Here is a 17,424-nt window from a genome sequence, read left to right on the forward strand (position 1 = left end):
TCCATTGCCAGACGACCACTCAAGGAATTTCTCTCCTTGGTCGTTGAGCCTATAAAACATCAAGTAGACAAGTGCAGCCAGAAGACGTGGAGTTGATCGTCGTAGGACAAGCCAACGCGCGCATCGGGAAGGTCGTGAAGCGTAGGGCCAAGCCGGGGGAGCCGTCCCCATCGACAGGCGAGCGACGTCAGGTCGACGTCACTCACCAATAACGATTATTTATTTTCGAGCAGGGAGCGCAACATCCACGCCGTTTTTTCGTGGACCTGCATACGCTGGGTCAACAAGTCTGCTGTCGGTTCATCACTGACTTTATCCAGTAACGGGAAGATCCCGCGGGCGGTCCGGGTAACCGCTTCCTGCCCCTCGACCAATTGTTTGATCATATCCTCCGCGCGGGGCACCCCCTCTTCTTCCTGGATGGAAGAAAGACGGGCATACACCGAATAAGCACCCGGCGCCGGAAAGCCCAGTGCACGAATACGTTCGGCGATTAAGTCAACGGCCAATGCCAGTTCGTTATATTGCTCTTCAAACATCAAGTGCAGTGTACGAAACATTGGGCCCGTGACGTTCCAATGGAAGTTGTGGGTCTTCAGGTAAAGTACATAGGTATCGGAAAGTAGTCGTGAGAGCCCATCGACGATTGATTTACGATCTTCTTCACTGATACCAATATCGATTGCCATGTTTATCCCCTTCAATTGATAAAAATTCATTGATCAGGTGCAGGACCACTCTAGCAAGAGTACTGGCCCTGTGCAGCCCGATGCCCCGTCACGACGTGCGGCAAATCGTCCCTGCGCAGGCGCACATCAACGGTAGGCAAGGCTTTGAGCGTTACCAAAAAAACCTGAGGGACGCCCAAAAGCCCCTGCACCTGTCTAGGACAAGTGTTTGCCACAGAAATGCAGTGACCGCCGCAACAGCCCGAAATGCTTGATTTGAGAAGGCACAGGCTTTGCTGTTAAATAGGCAGCGTGTCGCTGCCGTTATTTTTCGCGGTAAGCCACATAGGCTGATACCCGCGCACGTGCCCAACGCCTCCCATTGTTCAGAAGCGAACCGTGCCAGTCAGCTCTTCCTTCGTGATCCGTCTTAACGTGAGTTAATCAAAATGTTGAAAATCGTCCACCTGCTAACGGGCGTTGCAGCTTTGCTGCTGTCCTTTATCCCGAGCCTGCAACAGGGAAGCCCTCCCTACCTGGAACAATACGACGCTCTCTACCTGGCCTTGTTCGGCCTTCTTAACCTGACCCTGGCTCCAGTGATCCCTTACTGGAATAAAGGCACGCGTCATCAACTGCAAAACCTGGTCAGCGCGCTGCTGGTACTGACTGTTGTTGTACAAACCCTTACCCTCTTGGCACCTATGCCTGAAGTCGGGGGCCACCCGGCCATCTTGCTCAGTCTGGTGATTGCTGTGGTCGCCATCGTTCTTCATCTGGCCATCAGCTTCTACCGTTCGTCCCCTGCGGCCTCGTCGCAGAACTACGACATGACCAACCGGGATACCGGGACCGTCAAGTGGTTCAATACCTCCAAAGGCTTCGGCTTTATCTCCCGGGACTCGGGCGACGATATCTTCGTCCACTTCCGAGCCATCCGTGGCGAGGGCCATCGCGTCCTGGTCGAAGGCCAGCGCGTGGAGTTCTCCGTGATGAACCGTGACAAGGGCCTGCAAGCTGAAGACGTGATCGCCGCCTTGCCGCGTCGCTGATCTCAGCCTCTAGCCCTGAAAATAAAGAAACCGCGATGCAGCCCATGCTGCATCGCGGTTTTTTATTGCCCGGCATTTGATCGGGCCAATCAGTAATGAGGCGGCGGAGCCTCTTCTTCGGAAGACTCGAACTGCCCGCCCATTTCTTCCTGACGCTTGAGCAACGCCGCCATTTGCAGTTGCAGGCGTTCGACTGCGCGCTGCTGGGTGACCAGAATGTCATTCAGGGTCTCAATGGTGTCGTCCTGGAAGGCCAGGCGGCTTTCAAGGTCCGTCACACGATCTTGCAGGTCCATGGCTCAGTCCTGGGTAAAGATGAAATCGGTGGGCAACAATGCGCGCAAACGCCCACGAATGGCCGCTACCTGCTTCTCAGTGTAAGGCTGCGCCGGATGCTTGCCCCAGACAGGGGCAGGCCACGCTGCATCATCCCGCTTGCGCACGATGACGTGTACATGCAGTTGGCTGACAACGTTGCCCAAAGCGCCGATGTTCATTTTATCGGCAGCAAACCCTTCATTCAGCAACTGCGCCAGGGCCGTACTCTCCTGCCACAAACGCTGCTGGTCAGCGACATCCAGTTGAAACACTTCGCTGATACCGTCGATACGCGGTACCAGGATGAACCAAGGGTAATTCGAGTCATTGGACAGCAGCAGCCGGCTCAAGGGGAAATCCCCAATGGGCAGTGTGTCTTGTTGAAGACGTGGATCTAAGGCGAACACCGCATTCACTCCGTTCGGCTGGTCAGGTTTCAGGCGTCCAGCATACCTGCGAATGAGCGCTGCTTCACGGCGAAAACACCCGAGCGTATCCGAGCAAACAGGCACGCACCAAAATGATCCGTTTATGCCCCACATCGTGCAAGCCGCATCCGCCGATTACTCACTGCATAGGGTGAACGGGTAACGTTTTCCACTGGTGCGAGATTTATGTACCACCGAACAGGAGCAAAGCCTTGCCGTCAAGGCCAAACCAAACGGCGTAAAAAGCCCGTGCTTATGCGGTTTTTACACTGCGAGGGAGCTTTTCACGAAAAAATGACATTCGGTTACCGGTTTGAGCACGCTTGTTGCATTCACACCCACATCGTCGGCAACGGTACCTGATGGGAAGCAGGTGTTTCACTACCGAAAACAGTAGTGACTCAATGCTTTTCAAGGAAGAGTTTAAACTTTGAGCGGTGTATTTTTTTCTATGCTTAGAGTTAAAAAACAGTATTGAAGTTGTCAGTCCGGTTACAAACGGACTGTGAATTTGCGACATGGACCTAGCAGTTTACGACAGGCCCGTAAAGAAACTGAAAGGATAGGTAAGCAAGTATCGTCAATAATGTCAGCGTGATATAAATTTGCGCCGACACAAAAAAGAAAGAGCCGCCCAGATAAAAATACAGGTGGGACGGCAGTACTCTTCCTAAAACCAAAGGAGCAAATCACGATGCGCGTGATGAAGTGGAGCATGATCGCCCTGGCTGTTTCAGCAGGCACCTCGCAGTTCGCAATGGCGTCCTCCCAGGACGATTCCAAGGGCTTTGTTGAAGACAGTACTTTCAGCATCAACACTCGCCTCCTGAACTTTAGCCGTGACTTCCGTAACAATGACTCCGGCAAGAGCCGCGTCGACGAAACCGGTTTGGGCTTCAACGCCCTGTACCAATCGGGCTTCACCCAAGGCACCGTCGGTGTGGGTGTCGACGTTATCGGTCTGCTGGGTATCAAACTTGACAGTGGCAAGGGCCGTTCCGGCACCGGCCTGTTCCCTACAGGTTCTGATGGTCGCTCGGAAGATCAGTACTCCAAAGGCGGCGGCGCAGTTAAGTTCCGCATCTCCGACACCGTGCTGAAGATTGGCGACCAGTACACCACAGCCCCTGTATTTGCGACCGATGACAGCCGCCTGTTGCCAGAGGTTGCACAAGGCACCTCGATCGTCAGCAACGAAATCAAAGGGCTGAAACTGGAAGCTGGTCACTTCACCGGCATCACCGCTCAAGCCCAAAGCTATCGTGACAGTCTGCACCTGCCGGAAGCCAACTTCGCCGGCGCGGTGTACGCCTTCACTCCAGAGCTGACCGGTAGCCTGTACTACTCGAAAGTGGAAGACTACTGGCGCAAAATCTACGCCAACGTCAACTACACCCACGCTCTGAGCGACAAGCAGTCCTTCGCAGTCGACTTCAACATTTACGACACCAAAAGCGACGGCCAGGGCCTGCAACGCGCCGAGAAAGACAACACCACCAAGCTCGACAACCGTGCCTTCAGCTTGCAGGGCGCGTACACCTACGACGCCCACACCTTTACCCTGGCCTACCAGAAGGTTACCGGTGACGGTGACTACGGCTACGGCGTAGACGGCGGCGGCACGATCTTCCTGGCCAACTCCGTTGCCCGTTCCGACTTCAACGCTGAAGACGAGAAATCCTGGCAAGCTCGCTACGACCTGAACATGGCCACCTTTGGCGTGCCAGGCCTGAGCTTCATGACTCGTTACGTCAGCGGTAGCGGCGCCAACACTGGCACTACGTCGAACGGCAAAGAGTGGGAACGCGACATCGAAGCCAAGTACGTGATCCAGAGCGGTCCGGCCAAAGACTTGAGCCTGCGTGTACGCCAAGCCACTTATCGCTCGAGCGATGGTGTCTACTACGGTTCTGCGTCGATCGACGAGCTGCGTCTGATCGCGCAATACCCGCTGAACATCCTGTAATCCGCTGTTTGATTACACGGATGACCTAGAGCCCTGCTCTAAATAAAAAGCCGCTCACTTATTCACAAGTGAGCGGCTTTTTTATTGCAGCTTTATTTCATCGTAAAAATAACTAGCAAGCTAGCTAACGAGATTGCTTTCGAAGCAGAACTTGACCATCTAGCCAAGTTCAGCCACAAAACTCGCCCTTACTGGGCGGAAGTATCTTGCATGATACGAATAACCCGATGCGGAAACGGAATATCAATTCCAGCCGCTTTTAAACGATCACGAGACAGTTCATTAAACAAGAACATCACATCCCAATAATCCGCCGTCTTGGTCCACACCCGCAGGGAAACAGTAATCGAACTATCACCCAGGGTCGAAACCACGGCAACCGGTGCAGGGTCAGCCAGTACCCGCGGATCCTTGGCCAACTCCAACAACACTTCACGGGCTTTCTGCAGATCGGCTTCGTAATCAACCCCCACATCAAATACCACCTTGCGGGTCGGCTGACGGTTGGTGTTAGTGATGATGCCGTTGGACAGAATGCCGTTGGGCACAATGACGGTTTTGTTGTCGCCGGTACGAATCACTGTGTGGAAGATCTGGATGCTGTCGACGGTACCCGACGTACCTTGAGCTTCGATCCAGTCGCCGATGCGGAAGGGGCGGAACAGTAGAATCAGTACACCACCGGCAAAGTTGGCCAGGCTGCCTTGCAACGCCAGGCCGATGGCCAGGGTTGCGGCGCCGATTGCCGCTACGAACGAGGTGGTTTCGACACCAATCATCGAGGCCACGCTGACCATCAGCATGATCTTGAGGACGATGTTTGCCAGGCTGGTAACAAAGCCCTGCAACGCCATATCGGCGTTACGCATGGCCAGCAGGCGGCCTACTTTGTGGGTCAGTTTGTTGATCAACCACCAGCCAATAGCCAGGGTGATCACGGCCAGCAATACCCGGCTGCCGTATTCCATGATCATCGGGATCCAGGATTGGGAAGCTTTGATCAAGCTATCCACTTCAGCGTTCAAGTCCATCATTATTCTCCTGTTTACCGGACGTGCGGCTCAAAAATAGTGCCCACAGCAATCGAGCCCCGAGGGGCTCAATCGTTTCTGCAAGTTCTGGGGCGTGGGACGTTGAAAACGCCTACAGGTTCCCCAAGGGCGAGGGGTCAGTCGCGGAAATTGTTGAATTGCAGCGGCATGTCGAATGTCTTGGCGCGCAAGGCGGCAATAGCTTCCTGCAGGTCATCACGTTTTTTACCGGTGATGCGCACCTGCTCGCCCTGAATGGCGGCCTGAACCTTGAGCTTGGCGTCCTTGACGTGAGCGACGATTTTCTTCGCCAGCTCCTTGTCGATACCTTCCTTGAGGACGGCGTCCTGCTTCATCAGCTTGCCGGAAGCGTAGGAATCCTTGACTTCAAGGCACTGCACATCAATCTTGCGCTTGACCAGCGCCAGCTTGAGGATCTCGATCATTGCTTCCAACTGGTAGTCGGCTTCAGCGGTCAGGTTGACGGTCAGGTCCTTTTCCTTGAATTCAAAGCTGCCCTTGCCTTTCAAGTCATAGCGACGGTCCAGCTCCTTGACGGCGTTTTCGACGGCGTTGGTGAGTTCGTGCTTGTCCAGTTCGGATACCACGTCGAACGACGGCATGTAATTTCTCCAGTAAAAAGGGGCGCGGCTCAATGGAGACGGAGCACGCCTGGGGTAAAATGCGCGCTCATTATAACGGTTCTTTTCCTTCCTTCACTGTGAGCTTTTGCGGAGTAAAAACCTGATGTCGACCACCTGGCATGTTCTCGGCGCTGGCAGTCTCGGGACCTTGTGGGCCACTCGCCTGGCCCGCGCGGGCCTGCCGGTCAGGTTGATTCTGCGAGATCGCGAACGCCTGGCGAGTTATCAGGCTGGGCCGGGGCTGACATTGGTCGAACAAGGCCAAGCGCACACTTACCCGATTACCGGCGAAACACCTGGCACCCCTGAACCGATTCATCGCCTGCTGGTAGCGTGCAAAGCCTACGACGCCCAAGCCGCTGTCGCACAACTGACCCATCGCCTGTCACCCGACGCCGAACTGATCCTGCTGCAAAACGGCCTGGGCAGCCAGGACGCCGTGGCGGCCCAGTTGCCTCTGGCCCGTTGCATCTTCGCCTCCAGCACCGAAGGCGCGTTTCGCGAGAGTGACTGGCGTGTGGTGTTCGCCGGCCATGGCTTTACCTGGCTGGGCGACGCAAGCCAACCTACACCGCCGCTCTGGCTGGACGACCTGCACACCGCCGGTATCCCTCACGACTGGAGCACCGATATCCTCACGCGGCTGTGGCGCAAGCTGGCGCTCAACTGCGCCATCAACCCGCTGACCGTGCTGCACCAATGCCGTAATGGCGACCTGCAAACCCATCATTGCGAAGTCGCCACCTTGTGCCTCGAACTGGCTGAGCTGCTGGAATGCTGTGGTCAGCCGGCAGCCGCACAAGACCTGCAAAGCGAAGTGGAGCGCGTGATCCAGGCCACGGCCGCCAACTACTCCTCGATGTACCAGGATGTAGCCAACGCCCGGCGCACCGAGATCAGCTATTTGTTGGGCTACGCTTGCCAGGCAGCCGCTCGTCATCAACTGACCCTGCCGCACCTGCAACAACTGCAGGCACGCCTGGTGAACCACCTGATCGCACGCGGATTGCCCCGCGACTGAGGCACGCGCTACCCTGCCTGCTTGTTCCTTGCCTGCGAAAACCTCGATGCCACTGCGCCAGCGTCTCGAAAATCTACCGGTTGGGCAGAAACTGCTGGCAGCCCTGCTGGTGCTGCTGACCACCGTGTTGCTGGTGGCCAACCTGACCTTTATCAGCGCCGCCTACTGGATCTCCCAGGAAAGCATGGCGCCCCAGGCCCTGCAGGCCATCGGCCGACTGGTCTCCAACCCGTCCCTGGCCGCTGAAGCCCTGGATTCGCCGGTCAAGGCCGAAAGCCTGCTCAACGAATTGACCAGTTACTCACCGCTGCGGGCCGCGGCACTGTATGACGGCGACGGGATCCGTCTGGCCCAGATGCAACACGGTGATCGCCTGCATCTGCCGGACCACTATCGGCATATCGAAGCCTGGCGCGTCACCGAATTTCGCAGCAACCAGGTCATCACCCTGCCCCGCCCTGGCAAACCTTCCGGGCATCTCCTGTTGGTGGCCAGCAGCGAACTGCCGGGAGCCTTCTATACCGGGACCCTGACCGCCAGCCTGGGCATCCTGATATTCAGTGTGCTGTTGTGGCTGGTGATTGCCCAACAGATCAAACGCCTGATCACCCGTCCGATTCATCAATTGGAAGAACTGTCGCGCCAGGTAACGCGGGAAGAGAACTACGCCCTGCGCGCCAGTCGCGGCAACCATGACGAAATCGGCAGCCTGGCGGAAGCCTTCAACACCATGCTCTCGCGCATTGAAGCCCGTGAGCAGCAACTGAAACGCGCACGGGATGATTCCCAGGCCGCCTACGATCAGGCCCAGGGCCTCGCCGAAGAAACCCGCCACACCAATCGCAAGCTGGAGCTGGAAGTCCAGGTGCGCAGTAAGATCGAGAAGAAACTCACCGGGTTCCAGAACTACCTCAACAGCATCATCGACTCGATGCCTTCGGCCCTGATCGCCCTGGATGAACAGCTCTATGTCACCCAATGGAACCAGGAGGCCAGCGCGCTTTCCGGCACACGTCTGGACGAAGCACTGAACCAGCCGATATTTCTCGCTTTCGAGCCTCTCAAGCCGTTCTTGCCACAACTCAAGGCCACGGTGGAGCAACACACCGTTGAGCGGATCGAGCGAGTCACCTGGGTCAAGGACGACGAGCCCAAGCATTACGCCCTGACCTTCTACCCGCTGATGGGCGGCGCGGGCCGCGGGGTGGTGATTCGTATCGACGACATTACCCAGCGCCTGTCCCTGGAAGAAATGATGGTGCAGTCGGAGAAGATGCTTTCAGTAGGTGGCTTGGCGGCCGGCATGGCCCATGAAATCAACAACCCCTTGGGCGCCATCCTGCATAACGTGCAGAACATTCGTCGCCGGTTGTCCCCGGAGCTGCCGAAAAACCGCGAGCATGCCGAACAGGTCGGCATCGAGCTGGACACGGTCAACCGCTACCTGCAAAGCCGCGAAGTGCCAAAACTGCTCGATGGCATTCAACAAGCCGGTGCGCGGGCGGCGAAGATCGTCACCCATATGCTCAGCTTCAGCCGCCGCAGCAACCGCCAGATGGCGCCGTGCGACTTGCCGGCGTTGATCGACCAGGCAGTGGACATCGCCGGCAACGACTTCGACCTGGCCATCGGCTTTGACTTCAAGGGCCAGGCAATCATCCGCCAGTTCGATCCGCAACTGGGCCCGGTGCCCGGCACCGCCAACGAACTCGAACAGGTGCTGCTCAACCTGCTGAAAAACGCCGCCCAGGCCATTCACCAGCGTGCAGATGACAGTGAGCCGGGACGCATCATCCTGCGCACCCGACTCAATCCACCCTGGGCCGAGATTCAGGTGGAAGACAATGGCATCGGTATGAGCGAAAACGTGCGCAAACGCACCTTCGAGCCGTTCTTCACCACCAAGGAAATAGGCCAGGGCACCGGGCTTGGCCTGTCGGTTTCTTACTTCATCATCACCAACAATCACAAGGGCCAAATGGAAGTGCAATCGACGCAGGGCCAGGGCACCTGCTTCACCTTGCGCTTACCCCTGGCCGGCAGCCAACTGCCACACAACGAACTCATCCAACTGGAGCGCTAACCATGGGCTTTCGCCTGTCGAAGATTTACACCCGTACCGGCGACAAGGGCGAAACCGGCCTGGGAGACGGACGTCGTGTGCCCAAAGACCATCCCCGTGTGGAGGCGATTGGCGAAGTCGATACACTGAATAGCCAGTTGGGTTTGCTGCTGGCGAGCCTGGAAGAACAGAACGGCCAGCACCCGGGCTTGAAGGATGTGATCGAGGTGCTCACCCCTTGCCAACACCGTTTGTTCGACCTCGGAGGTGAGTTGGCGATGCCGGTGTACAAGGCGCTCAATGCGGCTGAAGTCGACCGTCTGGAAGCCGCGATTGACCGCTGGAATGAAGAGGTAGGACCGCTGGAGAACTTCATCTTACCGGGTGGTTCGGCACTGATTGCCCAGGCCCATGTCTGCCGGAGCCTGGCGCGGAGTGCGGAACGGCGGTGTCAGCATTTGAATGCGATTGAGCCGCTGGAAGGTGTGGGGTTGGCGTATATCAATCGGCTGTCGGACTTGCTGTTTGTCGCCGCGCGGGTGATTGCCAAGCGTCAGGGGGTTGCGGAGGTTTTGTGGCAGGCGGCGGCCAAGCCGCACTGATCATTCAGTGTCGGATCAGGCCTCATCGCGGGCAAGCCCGCCACAGGGGAATGCATTCCAAGTGTGGGAGCGGGCTTGCCCGCGATGAGGCCAGCAACATCCACCTCAGACTTCCGGCCAGAACGCCCGAATCCCCGCGACACCCTGAGCCCCAGCTTCCCAAGCCTGTTCCCGCTCGGCAGGCCCTACCCCGCCCAGCAAAAACACCGGTTTACTGAAGCCCGCGATCAACTGCGCCGCCTGCTCCCAACCCAACGGCTGGGCGTCAGGGTGAGTCTGGGTCGGCTGCACGGGCGACAGGGTGACAAAATCCACGTCCATCAATTCCGCCAAGGCCAGCTCTTCGGCATTGTGGCAAGACGCCGCTAACCAACGATCTTTGGGCAATGGCCGGCCCTTGCTGGCGTATTTGCGCAGTTGCGCCGACGTCATGTGCCAGCCGGCCGATGGGAAATCCCCCAGCCATTCAAAAGGCCCCTTGAGCATCAGTTGCGCCTTGCCGGCACACAAGCCCACGGCGTCCACCGCCAGGTCGCGGTACTTCGGGTCATAACCGTTGGGCGCCCGCAACTGGACCAGCTTGATGCCGCCCGCAATGGCTTTCTGGATGCCCCGCAATAGCGTCGGCGTTTCCAGTTCGCCCGGGGTAATCAGGTATTCGCCAGGCAGACGCGCAGCCGAGACGATCGGTGCGTTGGCCGCCGGAAACTCGTAATTCACCAGATCCCGTGGGGCCACCCACTCGAGGGGCTGCCCTTCGGCGCCGTGAGGCTCGCCAATAAAGGCCGAGACTTCCCAGACATCCAGCAATACCTGCTTGTCTGGATAGTCATGCTGCACCTTGATCAACGGCCGGGCCGTGGTGACCTGAATGCCCAGCTCTTCCTGCAGCTCTCGGCCCAGCGCGGCAGCCACCGACTCATCGGCCTCCACCTTGCCACCGGGAAACTCCCAGAGCCCGCCCTGATGCTGGGTATCGGCGCGGCGCGCCAGCAGAATCCTGCCGTCGATGCCACGGATGACCGCTGCTGCTACATGAACTCGTTTCACCGTACTGCTTCCTCTAAACGTTAAATACCATGTAGGAGCGAGCGTGCTCGCGAGAAACCCAAGGACGCCGCGTCGAACCGGGAAGCCCGCGTTATCGTTAACGACCTTCGCGAGCAAGCTCGCTCCTACAGTAGTCATCGCCCCGTATCAGGTGCGGTATTCAGCGTTGATCTTCACGTACTCGTGGGACAGGTCGGTGGTCCAGATGGTTTCACTGCACTCACCCCGTCCCAGTTCGATGCGGATGGTGATTTCTTCCTGCTGCATCACCGCCGAGCCCTGGGCTTCGGTGTAGGTCTCGGCACGCGCACCACGGCTGGCGATGCATACGCCACCGAGGAACACGTCGATCTTGCTCACGTCCAGGTTCGGTACACCGGCCCGGCCAACGGCGGCCAGGATACGACCCCAGTTCGGGTCGGAAGCAAACAACGCGGTCTTGATCAGTGGCGAATGGGCCACGGTGTAGCCCACATCCAGGCATTCCTGGTGATTACCGCCGCCGTTGACTTCGACCGTCACAAACTTGGTAGCGCCTTCGCCATCACGCACGATGGCCTGGGCCACGTCCATGCACACTTCAAACACTGCTTGCTTCAACGCAGCGAACAACGGACCGTTGGATGAAGTGATTTCCGGCAAGTCAGCCTTACCGGTAGCGATCAACATGCAGCAATCGTTAGTCGAGGTATCGCCGTCGATGGTGATGCGGTTGAACGACTTGTTGGCACCGTCCAGCATCAGGTTCTGCAACACGTCGCGAGCGACTTTGGCGTCGGTGGCAATGTAGCCGAGCATGGTTGCCATGTTCGGACGAATCATCCCCGCCCCCTTGCTGATGCCGGTCACGGTGATGGTCACGCCGTCATGCACAAACTGCCGGCTCGCGCCCTTGGGCAAGGTGTCAGTGGTCATGATCCCGGTGGCCGCTGCCGCCCAGTTGTCCACAGACAGGTCATCCAGTGCGGCTTGCAGAGCGCCCTCGATTTTCTCCACTGGCAGCGGTTCGCCGATCACGCCGGTGGAGTACGGCAGCACTTGACTGGCATCAACGCCGGTCAACTCCGCCAGTTTGGCGCAGGTACGAGCAGCGGCCGCCAGGCCTGGTTCGCCGGTGCCGGCGTTGGCATTGCCGGTGTTGGTCAGCAGATAGCGCACCGGGCCTTCCACACGTTGTTTGGCCAGGATCACCGGAGCTGCGCAAAACGCGTTCAGGGTAAACACACCGGCAACAGTCGAGCCTTCGGCACAGCGCATCACCACTACATCCTTGCGCCCCGGGCGCTTGATGCCGGCCGAAGCGATACCGAGTTCAAAACCGGCCACCGGGTGCAACGTGGGCAAAGGACCAAGACCAACAGCCATGAATGCGCTCCTTAAAATATGTGATGTCTGCGCCGTCGTTATCGACGGTGATTAAATGGCAAAACGCCGCGACGGCTGATGCCGGTCGCGGCGCGGGGTGCTGCAGCGTCAGACGAAAATCTTAGTTGATTTCGCCGTGGCAGTGTTTGAACTTCTTGCCCGAACCGCACCAGCACAGCTCGTTGCGACCCAGCTTCTGCTCGTTGCGAACCGGGGTTTGAGCCAAGGCCACATCGACCTCTTCGCCCAACACTTCCGGCTGTTCAAGGCCTGGGGCCTCGTCGTGCTGGAACTGCATGCGCGCGGCCAGGGCTTCGGCTTCCTGACGCAGGCGGGCTTCTTCTTCAATCGGGTCTTCGCGACGTACCTGTACGTGGGACAGGACACGAATCGAATCGCGCTTGATCGAATCCAGCAACTCGGAGAACAGCGTGAACGACTCGCGCTTGTACTCCTGCTTCGGGTTCTTCTGGGCATAACCACGCAAGTGGATACCGTGACGCAGGTGGTCCATGGTCGACAGGTGGTCTTTCCACAGGTCGTCCAGCACGCGCAGTACGATTTGCTTCTCGAAGGTGCGCAGTGCTTCGGCACTCGCCTGCTCTTCTTTCTCGTTGTACGCGGCCAACAGCTCGACCATCAGCTTCTCGCGCAGGGTTTCTTCGTACAGGTGGTCGTCTTCGTCGAGCCATTGCTGGATCGGCAAGTCGACACCGAAATCGCTCTTCAGCGCAGCTTCCAGACCGGCCACGTCCCACTGCTCAGGCAGCGATTGCGGTGGAATGTGGGCGCTGACGGTAGCGTTGAGTACGTCCTGGCGGAAGTCGGCAATGGTCTCGCCAATGTTGTCGGCAGCCAGCAACGTGTTACGCATGTGATAAATCACTTTACGCTGTTCGTTGTTGACGTCATCGAACTCGAGCAGTTGCTTACGGATATCGAAGTTGCGGCCTTCAACCTTGCGCTGAGCCTTTTCGATAGCGTTGGTCACCATACGGTGTTCAATCGCTTCACCGGACTGCATGCCCAGGGCCTTCATGAAGTTCTTCACGCGGTCCGAGGCGAAGATACGCATCAGGCTGTCTTCCAGGGACAGGTAGAAACGGCTGGAACCGGCATCACCCTGGCGACCGGCACGACCACGCAGCTGGTTGTCGATACGGCGCGACTCGTGACGCTCGGAGGCGATCACCTGCAAGCCACCGGATTCCAGCACTTGCTGGTGACGCTTCTGCCAGTCGGCCTTGATCTGGGCGATCTGCTCAGGCGTCGGGTTGTCCAGGGACGCCACTTCCACTTCCCAGTTACCGCCCAACAGGATGTCGGTACCACGACCGGCCATGTTGGTGGCGATGGTCAGTGCGCCTGGGCGACCGGCCTGGGCAATGATCTCGGCTTCTTTTTCGTGGAACTTGGCGTTGAGGACCTTGTGCTCGATGCCTTCCTTGTTCAGCAAGCTGGACATGTGCTCGGACGTTTCGATGGTGGCAGTACCCACCAGCACCGGACGGCCCTGGGTCATGCATTCCTTGATGTCTGCAACGATGGCGGCGTATTTCTCGTCGGCAGTCAGGAACACCAGGTCGTTGAAGTCTTTACGCGCCAGTGGTTTGTTCGGCGGGATAACCATCACCGACAGACCGTAGATCTGGTGGAATTCGAACGCTTCGGTGTCGGCTGTACCGGTCATGCCGGACAGTTTGTTGTACAGACGGAAGTAGTTCTGGAAGGTGGTCGAGGCCAATGTCTGGCTTTCGGCCTGGATGTTCAAGACTTCCTTGGCTTCGATCGCCTGGTGCAGGCCTTCCGACAAACGGCGACCTGGCATGGTACGACCGGTGTGTTCGTCCACCAGCACGACCTGGCCGTCCTGGACGATGTATTCGACGTTGCGATGGAACAACTTGTGGGCGCGCAGGCCGGAATAAACGTGGGTCAACAAGCCCAGGTTGTGCGACGAGTACAGGCTCTCGCCTTCAGCCAGCAGGCCGATCTGGGTCAGCATGTCTTCGACGAACTGGTGACCGGCTTCGTTGAGTTCGACCTGACGGGTCTTCTCGTCGATGGAGTAGTGACCTTCTTTGGTCACCACGCCTTCCACTTCCTCAATATGTTGCTCAAGGCGCGGAATCAGCTTGTTGATTTCGATGTACAGGCGCGAGCTGTCCTCGGCCTGACCGGAAATGATCAGCGGGGTACGGGCTTCGTCGATCAGGATGGAGTCGACTTCGTCGATCACGGCAAAGTTGAGTTCGCGCTGGAATTTTTCTTCCATGCTGAACGCCATGTTGTCGCGCAGGTAGTCGAAACCGAATTCGTTGTTGGTGCCGTAAGTAATGTCGGCAGCGTAGGCGGCGCGCTTCTCTTCCGGCGGCTGGAACGGCGTCACGACGCCGACGGTCAGGCCGAGGAATTCATAGAGCGGGCGCATCCAGTTGGCGTCCCGGCGAGCCAGGTAGTCGTTCACCGTCACAACGTGCACGCCCTTGCCGGACAGCGCGTTGAGGTAAACACCCAGGGTTGCCACCAGGGTCTTGCCTTCACCCGTGCGCATTTCGGCAATCATGCCTTCATGCAAGGTCATGCCACCGATCAACTGCACGTCGAAGTGACGCATGCCCATGACACGCTTGCCGGCTTCGCGGGCGACCGCAAAGGCTTCGGGAAGCAGCTTGTCGAGGGTTTCACCTTTGGCTATGCGGGCCTTGAACTCTTCGGTCTTGGCGCGCAATTGCTCGTCCGAAAGGGCAACCATCTGCTCTTCGAAGGCATTGACCAGCTGCACCGTCTTGAGCATGCGTTTGACTTCGCGCTCATTCTTGCTTCCAAAAAGTTTCTTTAACAAAGGCGCAAACATATCGGCAGGTTCTTCCACACATAGGGATGGAGGGCGCCCCGTGAGTCGCCCGAGCAGCCCTCATGGCCGCATGCGAACGCGCATTCTACCCGGAAACGTGGGTGAGGAAAGTGGCGTTGTTCCCCGATGCTGGTACGGCGCTATTAGAGGGCTTGTTTAAAATAAGGGCTTTTTGCAGAACTTCAACCCATGGAGCACAGAAGTTACTTATTGATTTAATGGAGAAACCCCTGACAAAGCAATGCTCGGGGCGGGCCAGACGCTTTCTGCTACCATGGCAGCTCTGTTACTTAAGGTGTCTGATCATGGCATTTCGCCCTCTTACGGCCCGCGCTCCTGCCGTGTTGCTTCGCGAAGCCAAGCCCTTAAAAGCCATCTTCGGCCACGCGCAACGCCTGGGCCACCTGCAACGCCTGGTGGATAGCCAGCTGCAACCGGCTGCCCGCGAACATTGCCATGTCGCCTCCTGGCGCGAAGGCAACCTGTTGTTGATCGTCACAGACGGCCATTGGGCAACCCGCTTGCGCTATCAGCAAAAACGCTTGCAGCGTCAACTACAGGCCTTTGACGAGTTCGCCAGCCTGACACGCATTCAGTTCAAGGTGCAGCCGCCGACCGTCCAACAAGGCGCGGTGGGGCATACGATGGATTTGTCGACGGATGCCGCCGAGACCATTCAAGCCACGGCGGACGGTATCACCGATCCGAATTTACGAGCGGCGCTGGAGCGATTGGCAGCGCATGCCAAGCCCAAAACCTGAGCCTGGCACACAGCCTATATAGCTATTTACGCTTGCTGCCGCCCAACAACGACCCCAACAACCCACGCACCAACTGCCGCCCCATCTGATTGGCCGCCTGCTGCATGGCTGACTTCAGCGCTTTGCCTGCTGTAGTACCCAGGAAGGCGCCAGCCTTGTCAGTGAAACTCGGCTCTTGCGCGGCAGGCGCAGCCCCCTCCAGCGGCGCCAGGTCTTTGCGTGCCATTAGTACTTCGTAGGCCGATTCTCGGTCTATCGGCTTGTCATAGCGGCCCAGCAAAGGCGAACTGGCGATCAACGCCGCCCGCTCGGCCTCGGTCAAAGGCCCGATCCGCGATTGCGGTGGCGCCACCAGCACCCGCTGGACCACCTCTGGCGTACCGTTTTCCTGCAAGGTGCCCACCAACGCCTCACCGGTACCCAGCTCGGTCAGCACCGCCAGCGCGTCGAATGCCGGATTGGGACGGAAACCATCAGCCACCGCCCGCAGGGACTTCTGCTCTTTGGTGGTGAAGGCCCGCAGACCATGCTGAATACGCAAACCCAACTGCGCCAGGATGTTGTCCGGCAGGTCGCTCGGTGATTGAGTGACGAAATACACCCCGACACCTTTGGATCGAATCAGCCGCACGACTTGCTCCAACCGATCCTGCAGGGCCTTCGGTGTATCGGCAAACAGCAAGTGCGCCTCGTCGAAGAACAGCGCCAGCAATGGCTTGTCGGCATCGCCGCGTTCCGGCAGTTGCTCGAACAGCTCCGCCAGCAGCCACAACAGGAACGTCGCGTAGACCTTGGGCGACTCATGCACCAATCGGCTGGCATCCAACAGATGAATGCGCCCGCGACCATCGCTGGTGGGCTGCAGAATGTCTTCCAACTGCAAGGCAGGCTCGCCAAACAAGGCTTCTGCGCCCTGCTGCTCAAGCACGGCAAGGCGCCGCATTAGCGCCTGGCTGGAACCGGTGGTCATCAAGGCCGCGTCTTCGCCTAACAGTTCCGGGTGGAGCTTGAGGTGATTGAGTAGCGCCTTGAGGTCCTTGAGGTCCAGCAGCAACAGACCCTCACGGTCGGCCACTTTGAAAGCAGCATACAAGGCCGCCTGCTGGCTATCGGTCAACTCCAACAAGGCACCCAGCAACAGCGGGCCCATTTCACTCATCGTTGTACGAAGCGGATGACCGGACTGCCCGTGGATATCCCACAGCGTCACCGGACAGGCCTTCGGCGTGTAATTGAGGAACGGCATGCCGGCGATCCGCTCGGCGACCTTGCCTTGAGGATTGCCCGCGGCACCCAGGCCGCACAGGTCGCCCTTGATATCTGCGGCGAACACGGCGACGCCCGCATCGCTGAAGGCTTCCGCCAGGCGCTGCAACGTAACGGTCTTGCCGGTCCCCGTGGCGCCGGCAATCAAGCCGTGGCGATTAGCCAGGCGCATGGCCTGGGCAATAGGTTGGCCTTTAAGGTCTGCACCAATAATCAGTTGCGAGGAGTCTGGCATTTTGTCACCCATGGTTAATCTTTAACGCTGCACGGTCGATACAGACAAGCGAGAGACCCAAAAAGTCTAAAAATAGGTCAGATACTTCCTATAAAGGT

The 17,424-nt window shown here is 58.2% G+C and carries 15 protein-coding genes; 6 read left to right on the top strand and 9 right to left on the bottom strand.

Annotated elements, in window-relative coordinates; genetic code table 11:
- Positions 1–215: 215 nt before the first annotated feature.
- Positions 216–689 carry a Dps family protein gene (locus HKK55_RS18650; RefSeq protein ID WP_169356021.1) on the bottom strand — a complete coding sequence of 158 codons (474 nt, stop codon included), beginning with the start codon at positions 687–689 and terminating at the stop codon, positions 216–218.
- A 428-nt stretch (positions 690–1,117) separates the two neighbouring features.
- Between HKK55_RS18650 and HKK55_RS29435 the strand changes: the two genes are divergently transcribed.
- Positions 1,118–1,720 (top strand): cold-shock protein, encoded by a 603-nt coding sequence (locus HKK55_RS29435; RefSeq protein ID WP_169356022.1) that lies wholly within the window; start codon positions 1,118–1,120, stop codon positions 1,718–1,720.
- A gap of 89 nt (positions 1,721–1,809) precedes the next feature.
- Here HKK55_RS29435 and HKK55_RS18660 read toward each other — a convergent pair whose 3' ends face one another.
- Entirely contained in the window at positions 1,810–2,016 is a 207-nt protein-coding gene (locus tag HKK55_RS18660) for a SlyX family protein (protein WP_169356023.1), read from the bottom strand.
- Between the two features lie 3 nt (positions 2,017–2,019).
- Positions 2,020–2,445, bottom strand: coding sequence for an HIT domain-containing protein (locus HKK55_RS18665; protein ID WP_169356024.1), 426 nt, complete (start codon positions 2,443–2,445; stop codon positions 2,020–2,022).
- Positions 2,446–3,160: 715 nt separating this feature from the next.
- Here HKK55_RS18665 and HKK55_RS18670 point away from each other — a divergent pair.
- Entirely contained in the window at positions 3,161–4,432 is a 1,272-nt protein-coding gene (locus HKK55_RS18670) for an OprD family porin (RefSeq protein ID WP_169356025.1), read from the top strand.
- A gap of 188 nt (positions 4,433–4,620) precedes the next feature.
- Here HKK55_RS18670 and HKK55_RS18675 read toward each other — a convergent pair whose 3' ends face one another.
- Both HKK55_RS18675 and HKK55_RS18680 read right to left on the bottom strand, forming a co-directional pair.
- Complete coding sequence (locus HKK55_RS18675; protein ID WP_169356026.1) at positions 4,621–5,463, bottom strand: mechanosensitive ion channel family protein; 843 nt, start codon at positions 5,461–5,463, stop codon at positions 4,621–4,623.
- A gap of 137 nt (positions 5,464–5,600) precedes the next feature.
- Positions 5,601–6,086: a YajQ family cyclic di-GMP-binding protein gene (locus tag HKK55_RS18680; RefSeq protein ID WP_169356027.1), complete on the bottom strand. Its 486-nt coding sequence runs from the start codon at positions 6,084–6,086 to the stop codon at positions 5,601–5,603.
- Positions 6,087–6,210: 124 nt separating this feature from the next.
- Here HKK55_RS18680 and HKK55_RS18685 point away from each other — a divergent pair, with 124 nt between their 5' ends.
- From HKK55_RS18685 to HKK55_RS18695, 3 genes are read left to right on the top strand one after another with little or no spacing between them, the layout of a single operon-like run.
- Positions 6,211–7,128, top strand: a complete 918-nt coding sequence (locus HKK55_RS18685; protein WP_169356028.1) for a putative 2-dehydropantoate 2-reductase — start codon at positions 6,211–6,213, stop codon at positions 7,126–7,128.
- A 46-nt stretch (positions 7,129–7,174) separates the two neighbouring features.
- Positions 7,175–9,211 (top strand): PAS domain-containing sensor histidine kinase, encoded by a 2,037-nt coding sequence (locus tag HKK55_RS18690; RefSeq protein WP_169356029.1) that lies wholly within the window; start codon positions 7,175–7,177, stop codon positions 9,209–9,211.
- A 2-nt stretch (positions 9,212–9,213) separates the two neighbouring features.
- Complete coding sequence (locus tag HKK55_RS18695; protein ID WP_169356030.1) at positions 9,214–9,792, top strand: cob(I)yrinic acid a,c-diamide adenosyltransferase; 579 nt, start codon at positions 9,214–9,216, stop codon at positions 9,790–9,792.
- A 105-nt stretch (positions 9,793–9,897) separates the two neighbouring features.
- On the opposite strand, the gene HKK55_RS18700 is transcribed toward HKK55_RS18695, so the two are convergent.
- The 3 genes from HKK55_RS18700 to secA all read right to left on the bottom strand — a co-directional run bounded on the left by HKK55_RS18700 (position 9,898) and on the right by secA (position 15,064).
- Positions 9,898–10,842 (bottom strand): Nudix family hydrolase, encoded by a 945-nt coding sequence (locus HKK55_RS18700; protein ID WP_169356031.1) that lies wholly within the window; start codon positions 10,840–10,842, stop codon positions 9,898–9,900.
- 147 nt (positions 10,843–10,989) lie between these two features.
- A complete protein-coding gene (argJ, locus tag HKK55_RS18705; protein WP_169356032.1) occupies positions 10,990–12,207 on the bottom strand; it encodes a bifunctional glutamate N-acetyltransferase/amino-acid acetyltransferase ArgJ in 1,218 nt (405 codons plus the stop codon).
- 121 nt (positions 12,208–12,328) lie between these two features.
- Complete coding sequence (secA, locus tag HKK55_RS18710) at positions 12,329–15,064, bottom strand: preprotein translocase subunit SecA (RefSeq protein WP_169356033.1); 2,736 nt, start codon at positions 15,062–15,064, stop codon at positions 12,329–12,331.
- A gap of 305 nt (positions 15,065–15,369) precedes the next feature.
- Here secA and HKK55_RS18715 point away from each other — a divergent pair, with 305 nt between their 5' ends.
- Positions 15,370–15,825 carry a DUF721 domain-containing protein gene (locus HKK55_RS18715; RefSeq protein ID WP_155581369.1) on the top strand — a complete coding sequence of 152 codons (456 nt, stop codon included), beginning with the start codon at positions 15,370–15,372 and terminating at the stop codon, positions 15,823–15,825.
- 22 nt (positions 15,826–15,847) lie between these two features.
- Here the strand turns inward: HKK55_RS18715 and HKK55_RS18720 are convergent, their stop codons facing one another.
- The gene (locus HKK55_RS18720; RefSeq protein ID WP_169357899.1) at positions 15,848–17,326 is read right to left on the bottom strand and encodes a helicase HerA-like domain-containing protein; all 1,479 of its coding nucleotides are present in this window, start codon (positions 17,324–17,326) and stop codon (positions 15,848–15,850) included.
- Positions 17,327–17,424 lie beyond the last annotated feature (98 nt).

This window comes from Pseudomonas sp. ADAK18 (assembly GCF_012935695.1).
Lineage (GTDB): Bacteria > Pseudomonadota > Gammaproteobacteria > Pseudomonadales > Pseudomonadaceae > Aquipseudomonas.

Bases quoted from the DNA above. Each gene is read 5' to 3' on its own strand.
- HKK55_RS18715 (WP_155581369.1), top strand. From the start codon at position 15,370: ATGGCATTTCGCCCTCTTACGGCCCGCGCTCCTGCCGTGTTGCTTCGC.
- HKK55_RS18680 (WP_169356027.1), bottom strand. From the start codon at position 6,086: ATGCCGTCGTTCGACGTGGTATCCGAACTGGACAAGCACGAACTCACC.
- HKK55_RS18650 (WP_169356021.1), bottom strand. From the start codon at position 689: ATGGCAATCGATATTGGTATCAGTGAAGAAGATCGTAAATCAATCGTC.
- argJ (WP_169356032.1), bottom strand. From the start codon at position 12,207: ATGGCTGTTGGTCTTGGTCCTTTGCCCACGTTGCACCCGGTGGCCGGT.
- HKK55_RS18660 (WP_169356023.1), bottom strand. From the start codon at position 2,016: ATGGACCTGCAAGATCGTGTGACGGACCTTGAAAGCCGCCTGGCCTTC.
- secA (WP_169356033.1), bottom strand. From the start codon at position 15,064: ATGTTTGCGCCTTTGTTAAAGAAACTTTTTGGAAGCAAGAATGAGCGC.
- HKK55_RS18670 (WP_169356025.1), top strand. From the start codon at position 3,161: ATGCGCGTGATGAAGTGGAGCATGATCGCCCTGGCTGTTTCAGCAGGC.
- HKK55_RS18695 (WP_169356030.1), top strand. From the start codon at position 9,214: ATGGGCTTTCGCCTGTCGAAGATTTACACCCGTACCGGCGACAAGGGC.
- HKK55_RS29435 (WP_169356022.1), top strand. From the start codon at position 1,118: ATGTTGAAAATCGTCCACCTGCTAACGGGCGTTGCAGCTTTGCTGCTG.
- HKK55_RS18720 (WP_169357899.1), bottom strand. From the start codon at position 17,326: ATGCCAGACTCCTCGCAACTGATTATTGGTGCAGACCTTAAAGGCCAA.
- HKK55_RS18675 (WP_169356026.1), bottom strand. From the start codon at position 5,463: ATGGACTTGAACGCTGAAGTGGATAGCTTGATCAAAGCTTCCCAATCC.
- HKK55_RS18690 (WP_169356029.1), top strand. From the start codon at position 7,175: ATGCCACTGCGCCAGCGTCTCGAAAATCTACCGGTTGGGCAGAAACTG.
- HKK55_RS18685 (WP_169356028.1), top strand. From the start codon at position 6,211: ATGTCGACCACCTGGCATGTTCTCGGCGCTGGCAGTCTCGGGACCTTG.